Source organism: Actinokineospora sp. NPDC051303 (genome assembly GCF_055586285.1).
In genome coordinates, this window is the sequence record NZ_JBVJIN010000048.1 from 30,690 (window position 1) to 43,689 (window position 13,000).

The window sequence follows — 13,000 nt, forward strand, 5'->3', positions numbered from 1 at the left end:
ATGCCCCGCCAGGCCCGGCACCGACGCAGGCCCGGCCGGCCCGGCACCGCACCGACACCGGTACAGGCCCGACCCGGACACCGGCTTGGCACCGGTGCCAGCACAGGCCCGGCCTGGCCCGACCAAGCCCGACGCAGGCCCGGCCTGGCCCGACCAGGCCCGGCCCGGCACCGACGCAGGCCCGGTATGACCAGCCCGGACACCGGCACAGGCACAGGCCGTGGCCAGGCACAGGCCGGCACCGGCGCCGGTACAGGCACAGGCCCGATTTGGCCCGATTTGGCCCGATCAGGTCCAACCAGGCCCGATCAGGTCCAACCAGGCTCGACCAGGTCCAACCAGGCTCGACCAGGTCCAACCAGGCTCGACCAGGTCCAACCAGGCTCGACCAGGTCCAACCAGGTCCAACCAGGTCCAACCAGGTCCAACCAGGTCCAACCAGGTCCAACCAGGCCCGACCAGGCCCGACCTGGCCCGGCACCAATGCAGGCCGGGCATGGCTGGCCCGGACACCGGCACAGGCCCGGCCAGGCACCGGCACCGGTACCGGCGCCGACGTTCATCGGGCCCTTCCTACTGACTGTGACCTCGTCCGAGCGGTGCTGGCCCGCGCTGGATGTGGCCTGGCGCCCTGCGGGAATCGTGGTGGCGGTAGGGGCGGCCTTGAGTGCGGGCGGGTGCGGGCGGCGGTCATGTCGTTGGGTTGCAGTGGTGGCAGGGGCGGTAGCCCGCGGCGAGGGCCTCGGGGAGGGTGCGGAAGCCTTGGCGGTGGGCCGGGGTGATTCTGCGGGCGTCGGGGCAGGTGGGGTAGCAGACGATGTGGGTGGTGTCGCTGCCCAGGTAGAAGACCTTGGCTTTGGCCAGGGCCAGGGTCTCGTCCACATTGGAGCCCTCGGCGCGGAGCAGGTTTTCCTTGACCTCGCTGCCGAAGATGTACTGGCCGAGTTGTCCGTCGGAGCGGATGACCCGGTGGCAGGGGATCAGGACCGGCACCGGGTTGTTGCCCAGGGCGGTGCCCACCGCGCGGACGGCGCGTGGCCTGCCGATTTCCCGGGCGACCCAGGCGTAGGGGCGGGTCTGACCCGGGGGGATGCGGCGGATGGCGGTGAGGACTTCCCGTTCGAATGGGGTGAGCTGGCGGAGGTCGACCGGGATGTTCTTGGCGGTGGCGGGACGGTTCAGGGCGGGTGCCAGGCCGGTGGGTGGGCGTTCGGCGCGGCGCAGTGGGCGGTGGAACGAGTGGTGGTAGACCTCCATGAACGTCTTGTCGTCGTTGTGGACGGACTCCGCTGTGCGGATGTAGCTCACGCCCGCGTCGGTGAAGGCCACGTAGAGGTTTCCGATTCTGCTGGAGACGATCGTCCAGTCGGCGAACACCTTCGTGGCGGTGCTGCGCGGCGGGGTGGTGAGCAGCTTGGACAGTTCCTCGGCGATCCGGTCTTCGACGCTCATCGCGGCACCTTCCTTGCCTCGGACGCCGCGTGGGCGGCGTAGTCCTCGCGCAGCCGGGCGAGGCCGCGGGAGATATGTGATTTGACGGTCCCCTCGGGGAGCCGCATGACGGCGGCGATCTCGGCCACCGGCAGCCCGACGACGTGCCGCAGCACCACCGCCACCCGTTGTCCGTCCGGGAGGCCCGACACCAGTTCGCCCAGCTCGCGGCGGGTCTCGCCGTTCTCGACCATGTCCTCGACGCTGGGTCCGGCCATCGCCCGTTCCGGCAGGGTCGCGAACGGGGTCTGCTGGGGGCGTCTGCTCGCCGCGCGGGCGGTGTTGCGCCAGGTGTTGAGCAGGATGGTCAGCAGCCACGCCCTCGGCCGCAGCGCCAGGATGCGCGACCGGTCGTAGCCGCGCAGGGCCCCGTAGGCGCGCAGGAAGCACTCGGCGGTGAGGTCTTCCGCGTCCCCGCCACCGCCGATCCGCAGCGCCACCGAGTACACGATTCGCTCATAGTCGCGGACCAGCTCGGCGAACCCCGTGTCGAGGTCGTCGGTGAGGGCGGTGAGCAGGGCGTCGTCAGGCATGTCCAGTAGAACACCGCCCGCGGCGATCGGTTGCGGTCACGGTCGCCGCGGGCGGCGGGCTACCACGATGTCGCGGACGATGGCCTGGTCGACCCGGTGCGCGAAGTCGCGGTACGGGCCGTCGTCGAGCGGTTCGAGGCCCGCGTCGGCGAGCGCGGCGAGCAGGTCGGCGCGGGTGGCGACGTTGGTGTTCCAGGACAGGCCCAGCGCGCCGCCTGGCCGCAGCAGCGTCGTCCAGCCGGGGGCGGCGGCGCGGATCAGCTCCAGCGGGCTGCGGCGCAGGTCGGCGGCGCGGCTGCCGTGCTGGACGCCGTAGGGGGCGTCGGCGACGATGACGTCGAAGCTCTCCCGGCGGTGGAAGTCCCCCGCGCGGGTGGTGTCGGCGTTGACGTAGCCCAGGGTGAGCGCGTCGCCCGCCTTGTAGCTCTCCTTGTTCACCCCCAGCGAGACCCGCAGCTCGCGGCCGATGAGCTTGCCGTCGCGGCGGACGCGGCCGGTCTCGGCGTGGTGCTTGACCCGCTTGCGCTTGAGCCAGGTCCGGATGAACGCGCCGTAGGCGTCGAAGTCCTTGCCGTCGATGTCGATGCCCTCGGCGTCGTAGCCGTACATGAGCGCCTGGTTGAGCGTGGTGCCCCGGCCGCAGAGCGGGTCGAGCACGCGGAAGCGCCGGTCGAGCATCTGCTGCCCGAACGCCGAGGACGCCAGGGTGACGTTCAGCAGGAGCTTGGTGAAGTGCTCGTTGGTCTTGCCCGCGTACTTCTGGATGGTCAGCAGGTCGTCGTCGAAGCGGTCGAGGGGCCGCAGCTCGATCGGGGCGAGCAGGTCGCCGTGGAGCTCGAACAGCGCGTAGGCCGAGGACAGGTTGGCCAGGTAGTCCGCGTCCCGCTTGTCGAACGACTCCGCGTCGAAGGTGACGTACGGGACGCCGCCGATGCGGGTCTGGTCGATTCCGCTGATCCTGCCGTCGAGGACGGCCCGGTCGAAGACGGCCAGCTCGGCCGCCGTCAGGGCCACCGCCGACTCGGCGTAGACGCGGTTCATCGCGGGCCGCACGAGCAGCGCGTAAGTGGGCATGTCTCCCGCCTGGTCAGGATAGTCCGTGGTCAGGGCAGTTTACGACGCCGGTCCGACAACCCTGTCCGCCGACAACCAAACTGATCCTTGACAAGAAAAGTTGTCGGTGTGAAGCTGTTCCCATGTTCGACGTCGCAGTGATCGACACCCCGGCCGCGGCCGAGGTCACGCTCGACCCGGTGCGCGCCCGGCTGCTGGCCGCGCTGGTGGAGCCCGGCTCGGCCAGCTCGCTGGCCGCGGTGGTCGGGCTGCCCCGGCAGAAGGTCAACTACCACCTGCGCACGCTGGAGCGGCACGGCCTCGTGGAACTGGTCGAGGAGCGGCGCAAGGGCAACTGCACCGAGCGGGTGCTGCGCGCGACCGCCGCCTCCTACGTCATCTCCCCGAACGCGCTGTCCGCGGTCGCCCCCGACCCGGCCAAGTCGCCCGACCAGCTCTCCGCCCGGTGGCTGCTGGCCCTGGCCGCCCGGCTGGTGCGCGAACTCGGCGAGCTCATCGCCGGGGCCACCGCGGCCAAGCAGCGGCTGGCCACCTACGCCAGCGACACCGAACTCCGCTTCGCCACCGCGGCCGACCGCGCCGCCTTCGCGGGCGAGTTGCAGGAGGCGGTGGCCGAACTGGCCCGCAAATACCACGCCGAGAACGCGCCGAACGGGCGCGCTCACCGGGTGATCGTCGCGTTGCACCCGAGCCTCAAGACCGCACAGAACACCAAGGAGTCCTAGTCATGTCCAAGCCCTTCGAGATCCGCCGCGAGGTCGTCCTGGAGGCCACCCCGGAGCAGGTTTTCGCCGCCATCACCGAGAACACCTCGGCCTGGCTGTTCCCGACGCCGACCCCGCCCGCGGACGGCACCCCGGACGAGGAGGGAAACCGGGTCACCGTCTGGGATCCGCCGCACCGGGTGTCGTTCCGCACCGACGGCGAGGACGGCTGGTTCAACGCCCTCGAACACGTCATCGAGGCGCGCGACGGCGGCACCTGCGTGGCCCGGTACGTCCACAGTGGAATCTTCACCGACGACTGGGACGCCCAGTACGACGGCGCGGACAAGCACACGGACTTCTACCTGCACTCCCTTGGCCAGTACGTCAAGCACTTCCCGGGCAAGAAGGCCACCTACATCGACGCGCACGGCCCGGAGAACTCGACCCGGCCCGGCTCGGTCGATGTCCTGCGCCGCGCGCTCGGCATCACCGAGACGAGCAAGGTCGGCGACCGGATCAGCGTCGCGGTGCCCGGCCTGCCCGCGGTCGACGGCGAGATCGACTACCTGAAGGGCCAGTTCGTCGGCTTCCGCTCCGGCGACGCGCTCTACCGGTTCTACTGCCGCGAGCCGTGGGGCGCGCCGGTGTCGCTGGGGCACCACCTCTTCGCCGCCGACGCGGACGGGGAAACCGAGGGCAAGGCGTGGCAGGCCTGGCTCGACGGCGTTTTCGCCTGATCACAGAAGGAAAATGAGGGGAATCAGCACATGAGCGTCACCAACTCCACCAAGTCCGCGAAGTCCGTCGACCTGGAGCGCCTGAGCGGCCCGACCGTCTCTGTTGTCCGGATCGTCGTCGCGTTTCTGTTCATCTGCCACGGTTTGCAGGGCTTCGGCTTCTTCGGCGGCATCGACACCCAGGGCGGCAGCGTCGCCTTCGGCGAGTGGCCCGGCTGGTGGGGCAGTGTCATCGAGGTCGGCGGGGGCGCGCTGGTCCTGGTGGGACTGCTGACTAGGCCCGCCGCCCTGCTGTGCTCGGGCGCGATGGCCTACGCGTACTTCGTTGTGCACCAGCCGATGGGGCTGCTGCCGCTGCAGAACATGGGCGAGCAGGCCGCGCTGTTCGCCTGGATCTTCCTGCTGATCGCGGTCCTCGGCCCCGGCCCGTACTCGCTCTCGGCCCTGCTGCGCCGCGGCGCCTGACCTCGCGCGACGGCCGCCCGCACCAATGCGGGCGGCCGTCGGCGTTTTTGAGAGGATTCAGCGGTGACCACCACCTGGGACGGCGACGACTACCAGCGCCGCTTTGACGAACTCGCCGCGTCCGGAAAGGACGTGCACGGCGAGGCCGCGTTCGTGCGCGCCTACGCGCCGAAGTCCGTGCTCGACGCGGGCTGCGGAACCGGCCGGGTGGGCATCGAGCTGGCCCGCCACGGCATCGAGGTGACCGGAGTCGATCTGGACGAGTCCATGCTGGCCACCGCGCGCAGGCTCGCCCCGGAGATCATCTGGGTGCGGTCGGATCTGGCCGCCCTCGACCTCGGGCGGGGGTTCGATGTGGTGGTGATGGCGGGCAACGTCCCGCTGTTCACCCCGCCCGGCACCCAGGCCGCGCTGGTCGCCGGGGTGGCCCGGCACGTGGCGCCCGGCGGCGTGCTGATCGCCGGTTTCAGCCTCGACCGCGGCTACACCGTCGCCGACTACGACGCCCACGCCGCCGCGGCTGGCCTGGCACCCGTCGAGCGGTTCGCCACCTGGGACCGCGCCCCGTTCGCCGGCGGTGACTACGCGGTCTCGGTCCACCGCGCTTCCTTGCCCGCCCCTGCCGGACCGGGTATACAGAGTTAACCTACTTTCGGTAGGAACAGCCGCGGAGGATGCTCATGGGTTCGGCCGGAGTCGTGTCGCGTGTGTCCCTGCCTGACGGGCCGCGGCTGCCGCGGGTGGTGCAGACCGTGCTGTTCATGCGGTCCCGGCACAAGGTCGTGCCGAAGTGGCGGCGGCGCTACGGCGACCCGTTCACCGTCCGGCTGGCCGCCGGGCGCACGCTGGTGCTGCTTTCCAAACCGGAGGACATCCGCGAGGTCTTCGCCGGTCCGGCCTCGGTTTTCCACGCTGGCCGGGGAAACGCGGTCCTCGCGCCGGTCATGGGCGAGCACTCGGTGCTCATCCTCGACGGCGACGAGCACCTGCGCTCCCGCAAGCGCCTGATGCCCGCGTTCAACGGGGCCGCGCTGCGCGGTTACGCCGGAATGATGGACGAACTGGCCGTCGACGCCGCGGAGAAGTGGCCGACTGGCACGCCGTTCGCGGTGCGCGGCCCGATGAACGCGCTCACCCTGGAGATCATCCTGCGGGTCGTGTTCGGCATGGTCGAAGGCGAGCGGCTGGCGAAACTGCGCCCGCTCATCACCAAGGTCACCGACATCGGCGTCGTGTCGGTCCTGGGTTGGAGCTACCCGTGGCTGAACCGCTTCTGGCCATGGAAGCGCGACCTGGAAAACCTCCGGGCCGCGGACGAACTTCTTTACGCCGAGATCCGCGACCGCCGCGCCCACCCGGATCTGGCCGACCGCACCGATGTCCTTTCCCGCCTGCTGACCGCGGACCCGGACGCCCCCGACGTCGAGTTGCGCGACCACATGATGACGCTGCTGCTCGCCGGACACGAGACCACGGCCACCGCGCTGGCCTGGTCGTTCCACGAACTGGCCCGCCACCCCGAGATCCTGCGCAAGGCCCAGGAAGCGGCCGACACCGGCGACGACGAGTACCTGCAAGCCGTTGCCAAGGAAGCGATGCGGCTGCGCCCGGTCATCTACGGCGTCGCCCGCAAGCTCACCGAGCCGACGGTCGTCGCGGGTCGCCTGCTGCCCAAGGGCACCGTCGTCACCCCCAGCATCGGCCTGGTCCAACTCGACGCCGACCACCACCCGGCCCCCGGCGAGTTCCGCCCGGAACGCTTCGTCGGCGCCCAACCGGAAGCGGGCACCTGGATTCCCTTCGGCGGTGGGGTCCGCCGCTGCCTCGGCGCGGGTTTCTCCTTGCAGGAGGCCGCGGCCGTGCTCAAGGCGGTCCTGGTTCGCTACGACCTGGAGCCGGTCGGACCGCCGGAGCCGGAGAAGTCCCGCAACATCACCCTGATCCCGGCCCACGGCGCGCGGATCATCGCCCGGCCACGGACTCTGACCTAGGCCCTGTCGTCGGGCGCAAGGGCCTAGGCGCCCTCTCGGATTCGTTGGTAGAACTGGAGAATCCGCACGGCGTTGTCTGTGGCCTGTGCCAGGGTCAGGTGCTGCGTGGGGCCTAGCGGCGCGATCGAGCGGATCTCGAACAACGGCAGGCGTTCGTCGGTGGCGCGGGTGCCGAGTGGGGGCGCTGTTCCGAAGCTCTCCAACGCGCCCGTCGCGCTGACGCGGTCGTCGGCGGGGATCTGGGGCTGGCCCGCCAGCCAGTCGCCCATCGCCGCCGGGGTCAGATAGTCGCGGCCCATGGTGATGCCGGTGATCCAGTCCTGGATGGTCACCGTGGCCAGTGCGGCGTCCAGACCCGAGACCGGGGCAGGGCCAACGCCGCCGCCCGGCAGCTGTTGCAGCTGACCGGGATTGGGGCCGATCAGCGGGCTGCCCGGGGCGAGTCCGGCATCGGTTCCGTTCTGCATCAACGGGTTCGCGTTCGACACCGTGAGCAGGGCAGTGACCAGGACGTCCGGGGTGCCCCGCAGCGCGTCCTGCTGCGCTGCGGGCAGCGCGCCGAACATCTGCGCGAAATCGTTGCGCGGCAACAACGGCAGCCGGTACTTGATGGGCGCGTTCCGGCCGCCCGGCCGTTGGAGCAGCTTCATGGACAGCAGCACCGCGGCCAGGAAACCCGTCAGCGACCCGGTGTCGTCGGCGAACGCGGGGCCGAGGCCGGGGTCGGCCCGCAGCGCGTCGACCACCTGGCGGGCCAGAGTCGGCGCGCTGCCCTGGACGCTGAGCGGCTCGTTCGGCTCGGCGAGGTTCTGGATCATCTGCCGTTCGGGGGCGCGCGCGTCGGCCTGGTCGTGGGTCTCACCGGGCACGTCCCGGCCGAGGCGTTCCATCATCGCGGACAGGTCCGCGAGCGGGATGCCGGTCGTGGCCTGCATTTTCAGCGCTCCGCCTGGCGATCCGCCGGAGAGCAGGACGTCTTTGGCCTCGATGCCCGCGGAACCCGAGAGCCGGTGCTCCCCGTGGCGGACATAGCGCCGCTTGTAGTCGCGCTCCGGCACCGGAAACGGCGGCTCCGCCTGATCCCTCGGCCCGATCCGGCCCGCGTACCGGTCGATCCGGTTGAGCACCACCGCGATCTCGGCCATCGTCGCCCGCAGCTGGGCCACGCCCGCGTCGGTCTCGTCGAACGGGTCGGTGACGAACTCGATGTTGCTCATCGTCGGACCCGGCGTGTCGTCCGCCTCCAGTTGAAAGTTTCCGCCCCGGTGCAGCACCGTTTTGCGCTCGGCTGGCACGGCGGTGTCGTCGTCAAGGGCGGGCAGGAGGCCGCGGAAGCCGCGCAGCAAACCGCCCAAGCCGCCGCGCTGCCGCCGGATTCGCCGCCACGGCCGCCAGTTCGCGTCCTCGAACTCGAAGCCCACCAGCCGCTGGACCGTGACCGGCTCCGCTTCTTGTCCGTGGTCGTGTTCCGCTTCCGCAGTGGGTTCCTGGCTGACCGGCTCCTGGGTGGTGTCCTGCTGTCGCGCCATCAGGTGGGAGACCGCCGCGTTGCCGACCAGCCGCTGCAACGCGTGCAGGCCCGACTGGTTCACCTGCCCCGGGCCGTCTTCGCCTTCCCGCGTGCGGCGGAAAGCGGCGGCAGGCAATGGTTCCTGGTCCTGTGCGCGCATGACCGCCCTTCCCCGTTCGGCACTCCACCGTCGCACGGGCTGGTCGGACCCGGGCAGTGCCGCGAGGGCAAGGAGCGGGCAGACTTGGCGGGCCGAACGGGCACAACGGGCCGTGACGCCTTTTCAGTTCAGCGGGTGAGCATTTCTTTATACGGCTGTCTAGCGGCTTAGCGCCGCCGAGGTGACTCCGTGGACGATGGTCCGCAGCGCCTTGGCGAGATCGCCGCCGCTGGGGGCGTTCTCCGGGTCGATGAGCCACTGGGCCATCACGCCGGTCAGCAGGGCCTGGTAGAACGATCCCACGGCCCGGACCGTCGGCTCGTCGGCCTGGTGGCAGAGAAACGTCTTCGCCAGGCCGTGGCGGACCTGGTCGAGTCCGCCCGCGAGGGTCGCGCGGACCGCTGGCGCGTGCTGAATCTGCGCGAGGATCTCGAAGTTCGCCGCCCACAGTCTGCTGTGGTCGGCGAACAGCTCCACGACCCGGCACCACACCGTCTCGAAGTGCTCCAGCGACTCCGTGCCCCGGGCGATGCCCGTTCCGGTGGCCATGACGGCGTCGAGCGCCTGGCACCACTCGGCGTTCGCCTGCAACAGCGCCTCGTTGAGCAGGGCTTCCTTCGAGCCGAAGTGGTAGCCGATCGAAGCCAGGTTGGTGTTGGACGCGGCCACGATGTCGCGTGCGGTGGTGCGCGCGTAGCCTTTCTCGATCAGACAGCGTTTGGCGCCCACCAACAAATCCTCACGATGTCCCATTAGGCCAACGTACCGCAGCGCTAATACACGCGTGTAACACTTATCATCGCCCATTCGGGGTCGAATTTCTGCCGGCCAGCGGCGATCGGTGATCCGGCGAGAACGCACCCGCGTCACGGCCTTGCTCGGGGGTCGGCGGCGTGATCAAAACAAGACGCTTGTCCTAGACGCTTGTTCATGCCCGGTGTTACTCGAATGGGTGGTTGCGACGGAGGGTCACGATTAGAGCTGTTTGGGTGATGATCGTCTCGCTAGGGTTTGAAGCGTGACGGCAACGCCGAGCGAGGGGGCCATGGACACACCATCCGGCGGAAACGACAGACGCTCGCCCGCGAAGACGGCCCGCACTGGCCGATTGAGCGGGAATCCGGTGCTCTACCTCATGATCTGCGGCGCGGGACCCGCCGCGCACGCTCAACGCATGGTCACCCTCGCCCAAGCCGACGGCTGGAATGTCCACTGCGTGGCCACGCCCTCGGCCGCCGAGCACTTCCTCGACATCGACGCCCTCTCCGCGCTCACCGGCCACCCGGTCCGCACCGGCTACCAGCGCGCGGGACAACCCGCCCTGCCCAAGGCCGACGCCGTGGTGGTCGCCCCGGCGACTTACAACACCGTCAACAAATGGGCTTCCGGCGTCGCCGACACCTACGTCCTCACCCAGCTCGCCGAGCTGACCGGGCTCAAGGTGCCGATCGCGGTGCTGCCGTTCGTCAACACCGCGATGGCGGGCAACCGGGTTTTCCTGCGCAGCGTGGACGAACTGCGCCGTTGCGGGGTCACGGTCCTGTTCGGCGAAGGCGGTTTCCAGCCGCACCCGCCCCGCGAAGGCGACCGGGTGGTGGACCGCTATCCCTGGACCGCGACGCTGCACGCGGTCCGCGCCCGGCTCGTCGCCAAGCGCGCCCTGCACGTCTGACGGATAGGGTCGGCGGCATGGCTTCCGATTTCTACCAAGTCGTCACGACCACCGACTCCTCGGCCGCAGCGGATGCGCTCGCGGAGACCATTGTGGACAGTCGGCTCGGCGCGTGCGCGCATGTCATCGGTCCCATCACCAGCGTGTACCGCTGGGACGGCAAGGTCACCAGGGACCAGGAGTGGCGCCTGGTGGTGAAGACGGCCGCCGACCGGCTCGACGCGCTGATCGCGCACATCAAGGCCAACCACAGCTACGACGTGCCGATGGTCATCGCCACCGAGATCGTCGCGGGCAGCGACGACTACCTGTCCTGGGTGAGGGAAGAGACGCGAACCTAGGGCTTGAGCTGCCCCGACAGGGCTTACCTGCGTGACCTCGTGCCGGACGTGTTGACTGTCTTCAGGTGCGTCCGGCACGAGGTCTGTGTTGCCTACGACCAGGAGGTGTGGTCAGGCCGTGTTAGCGGTGCGTCCCCAGGCGTCGGTGCTGGAGCAGGACGGGTGGGTGTTGCCGAAACAGGCCACGCCCACGCCCTGGAACGTGTCGGTCGTGGTCCCACGGTTGATTCGGGGGCGGTCACGGTGTGGTGACTGTGTGCCTGGTGATGTGCTGAATCGTCAGGGGGCCAAGGCCGGTCTTGTCAGCCGCGCGCGTAGGTCTGGATCTCGGTCGCCTTCAGGACCGCCCACAGCTGGGTTCCCGGCGCCAGCCGCAGCTCGGCGACGACCGCCGGGGTCACGTCGGCGAGCACTGGCGGGCTGCCCGCCAGGTGCACGCGGACGGTGTGGGCGTGCTGTTCGAGACCGGCGACGGTGACCGGCCAGGTGTTGCGGGGGCTCCCGGCGGGCCGCTGCGGATAGAGGCCGACCGCGGCGGGCGGGAACGCCACGTGCACCGCGCCCGCGGCGGGCTCGGCGACGATGAGGGTTCCGCCGCCGTCGAGGGTGACCGTGGTCCCGTCCGCCGTGCCCCGGTGCAGGTTCAGGCCGACCAGATGCGCGATGTAGTCGGTGCGCGGGCGCCGGGCGACCTCGGTGGGCGGCCCCTGCTGCACGATCCGCCCGGCCTCGATGATGACCAGACGGTCCGCGAGGACCATCGCGTCGAGCGGGTCGTGCGTCACCAGCAGCGTCCGGCCGGGGTAATCGCGCAGATGGCGGCCCAGCTCGGCGCGAATGCGCAGGCGGGTGCCCGCGTCGAGGGCGGCGAGGGGCTCGTCGAGCAGCAGGAGGTCGGGTTCGGTGACGAGGGCCCTGGCCAAGGCGACGCGCTGCGCCTGCCCACCGGACAGCGTGCTCGGTCGGGTGTTCGCGTGCTCGGCCAACCCGACGGTGGTGAGCCAGGCGCGTGCCCGCGTTCGCGCCTGCGCCCGGGGCACGCCGCGCGCTCGTGGGCCGAACGCGACGTTTTCCAGGGCGGAGAGGTGTGGGAAAAGTAGATAGTCCTGGAAGACGAGTCCCACCGCGCGCTGTTCGGCTGGCACGAATATTTTGGGCGGCCGGTCCCAGATTTGGTCGCCGACATGGATGTGTCCGGCGGACAATCGGTCGAGTCCAGCGAGTGCGCGCACCGCGGTTGTTTTGCCTGCCCCGTTTGGTCCCAGCAGTGCGACTACTTCTCCTGGTTTCACGGCGAGGTCGATATCGAGGGTGAAGGCGTCGCGGACGACTCGCAGGTTGGCGTCGAGGGTCATCGCGGCCCGCTTATCCAGCGGTCGCGGAGGCAGGCCAGCACGGCTATGGAGACGGCCAGGAGGGCGACGCTGAGCACGATCGCCGCGTCGGGATCCGTTTCCAGGGCCAGATAGACGGCCAGCGGCATGGTGGTGGTCTCACCGGGGAAGTTGCCCGCGAAGGTGATCGTCGCGCCGAACTCGCCGAGGGCCCGGGCCCAGCAGAGGACTGTTCCGGCGATGATTCCCGGGGCGATGGCCGGAAGGGTGACTCTTCGGAAGGTGAGCAGTCGGGAGGCACCCAGGGTCGCGGCGGCTTCTTCGTAACGGGTGTCGGCTGCGCGTAGCGCGCCTTCTACTGAGATCACCAGGAATGGCATTGCGACGAATGCTTCCGCGAGGACTACGCCTGCTGTGGTGAATGGCAGGGAGATTCCGAACCAGGAATCGAGGTATTGGCCGATGGGGCCTCGGCGGCCTAGGACGAGTAGCAGTGCTACTCCGCCCACTACTGGGGGGAGGACGAGGGGGACGGTGACCAGTGCTCGGATGATGCCCCGGCCGGGGAGGTCGGCTCGGGCCAGGAGCCAGGCTAGGGGGATGCCCAGGGTGAGGCAGAGGGCTGTGGCGAGGGTGGCGCAGAGTAGGGAGAGTTTTAGGGCGGCTTGGATTTCTGGGGTTAGGAGGTGGTGCGGTAGGTCTTTCCAGGGGGCTTGGAGGAGGAGGCCCGCTAGGGGGATGGTGAGGAATGCCAGGCCGATGGTCGCTGGGATGACTAGTACTGCTGGGCGGGTTTGCTGGGGTTTCATGGGGTTTCATGGGGTTTCGCTTGCTGTGGCTTGTTTGGGTTTTTGCGGGGGCTTGCTTGGGTGCTCTCCGGGTTCCCTGGGGGCTGGCTGGGTCTGTCTGCTCGATGGGGTGGAGTGGTTTCTTTGGGGCCCCTACGAAGGAAGATCCCGTCGTGGGAAAGACGGGTGGGGAGCCT

The 13,000-nt window shown here is 69.9% G+C and carries 14 protein-coding genes; 7 read left to right on the forward strand and 7 right to left on the reverse strand.

Translation table 11 applies throughout. The features are described 5' to 3' along the window. Positions 1 to 690 precede the first annotated feature (690 nt). Genes ACZ6SD_RS26795 through ACZ6SD_RS26805 form a run of 3 tightly spaced genes read right to left on the reverse strand, consistent with a single transcriptional unit; the run spans position 691 to position 3,098 of the window. Positions 691 to 1,452, reverse strand: a complete 762-nt coding sequence (locus ACZ6SD_RS26795; RefSeq protein WP_465319760.1) for a methylated-DNA--[protein]-cysteine S-methyltransferase — start codon at positions 1,450 to 1,452, stop codon at positions 691 to 693. Then, positions 1,449 to 2,024 carry an RNA polymerase sigma factor gene (locus ACZ6SD_RS26800; RefSeq protein ID WP_465319761.1) on the reverse strand — a complete coding sequence of 192 codons (576 nt, stop codon included), beginning with the start codon at positions 2,022 to 2,024 and terminating at the stop codon, positions 1,449 to 1,451. The genes ACZ6SD_RS26795 and ACZ6SD_RS26800 overlap by 4 nt, the downstream gene beginning before the upstream one ends. A gap of 36 nt (positions 2,025 to 2,060) precedes the next feature. Continuing rightward, the gene (locus ACZ6SD_RS26805) at positions 2,061 to 3,098 is read right to left on the reverse strand and encodes a TRM11 family SAM-dependent methyltransferase (protein ID WP_465319762.1); all 1,038 of its coding nucleotides are present in this window, start codon (positions 3,096 to 3,098) and stop codon (positions 2,061 to 2,063) included. Between the two features lie 122 nt (positions 3,099 to 3,220). Here ACZ6SD_RS26805 and ACZ6SD_RS26810 point away from each other — a divergent pair, with 122 nt between their 5' ends. From ACZ6SD_RS26810 to ACZ6SD_RS26830, 5 genes are all read left to right on the forward strand, one after another. Then, on the forward strand, positions 3,221 to 3,823 hold the full coding sequence (locus tag ACZ6SD_RS26810; protein ID WP_465319763.1) for an ArsR/SmtB family transcription factor: 603 nt from the start codon (positions 3,221 to 3,223) through the stop codon (positions 3,821 to 3,823). A gap of 2 nt (positions 3,824 to 3,825) precedes the next feature. Continuing rightward, positions 3,826 to 4,542, forward strand: coding sequence for an SRPBCC family protein (locus ACZ6SD_RS26815; protein WP_465319764.1), 717 nt, complete (start codon positions 3,826 to 3,828; stop codon positions 4,540 to 4,542). Between the two features lie 30 nt (positions 4,543 to 4,572). Beyond that, on the forward strand, positions 4,573 to 5,007 hold the full coding sequence (locus ACZ6SD_RS26820; RefSeq protein WP_465319765.1) for a DoxX family protein: 435 nt from the start codon (positions 4,573 to 4,575) through the stop codon (positions 5,005 to 5,007). 63 nt (positions 5,008 to 5,070) lie between these two features. Then, positions 5,071 to 5,652 (forward strand): class I SAM-dependent methyltransferase, encoded by a 582-nt coding sequence (locus tag ACZ6SD_RS26825; RefSeq protein WP_465319766.1) that lies wholly within the window; start codon positions 5,071 to 5,073, stop codon positions 5,650 to 5,652. Between the two features lie 35 nt (positions 5,653 to 5,687). Beyond that, positions 5,688 to 6,998 (forward strand): cytochrome P450, encoded by a 1,311-nt coding sequence (locus ACZ6SD_RS26830; RefSeq protein ID WP_465319767.1) that lies wholly within the window; start codon positions 5,688 to 5,690, stop codon positions 6,996 to 6,998. Positions 6,999 to 7,021: 23 nt separating this feature from the next. Here ACZ6SD_RS26830 and ACZ6SD_RS26835 read toward each other — a convergent pair whose 3' ends face one another. Further along, positions 7,022 to 8,668, reverse strand: a complete 1,647-nt coding sequence (locus ACZ6SD_RS26835) for a hypothetical protein (RefSeq protein WP_465319768.1) — start codon at positions 8,666 to 8,668, stop codon at positions 7,022 to 7,024. A gap of 159 nt (positions 8,669 to 8,827) precedes the next feature. After that, positions 8,828 to 9,397, reverse strand: a complete 570-nt coding sequence (locus tag ACZ6SD_RS26840) for a TetR/AcrR family transcriptional regulator (RefSeq protein WP_465319769.1) — start codon at positions 9,395 to 9,397, stop codon at positions 8,828 to 8,830. Between the two features lie 379 nt (positions 9,398 to 9,776). Here ACZ6SD_RS26840 and ACZ6SD_RS26845 point away from each other — a divergent pair, with 379 nt between their 5' ends. Together ACZ6SD_RS26845 and cutA are read left to right on the forward strand one after the other, a co-directional pair. Then, positions 9,777 to 10,340 (forward strand): flavoprotein, encoded by a 564-nt coding sequence (locus ACZ6SD_RS26845; protein WP_465319770.1) that lies wholly within the window; start codon positions 9,777 to 9,779, stop codon positions 10,338 to 10,340. A 17-nt stretch (positions 10,341 to 10,357) separates the two neighbouring features. Continuing rightward, positions 10,358 to 10,681 carry a divalent-cation tolerance protein CutA gene (gene cutA / locus ACZ6SD_RS26850; protein WP_465319771.1) on the forward strand — a complete coding sequence of 108 codons (324 nt, stop codon included), beginning with the start codon at positions 10,358 to 10,360 and terminating at the stop codon, positions 10,679 to 10,681. Between the two features lie 302 nt (positions 10,682 to 10,983). Here cutA and ACZ6SD_RS26855 read toward each other — a convergent pair whose 3' ends face one another. Beyond that, on the reverse strand, positions 10,984 to 12,036 hold the full coding sequence (locus ACZ6SD_RS26855) for an ABC transporter ATP-binding protein (RefSeq protein WP_465319772.1): 1,053 nt from the start codon (positions 12,034 to 12,036) through the stop codon (positions 10,984 to 10,986). Continuing rightward, positions 12,033 to 12,824: a molybdate ABC transporter permease subunit gene (modB, locus tag ACZ6SD_RS26860; protein WP_465319773.1), complete on the reverse strand. Its 792-nt coding sequence runs from the start codon at positions 12,822 to 12,824 to the stop codon at positions 12,033 to 12,035. Before modB ends, ACZ6SD_RS26855 begins: the two co-directional genes overlap by 4 nt. Positions 12,825 to 13,000: the final 176 nt, after the last annotated feature.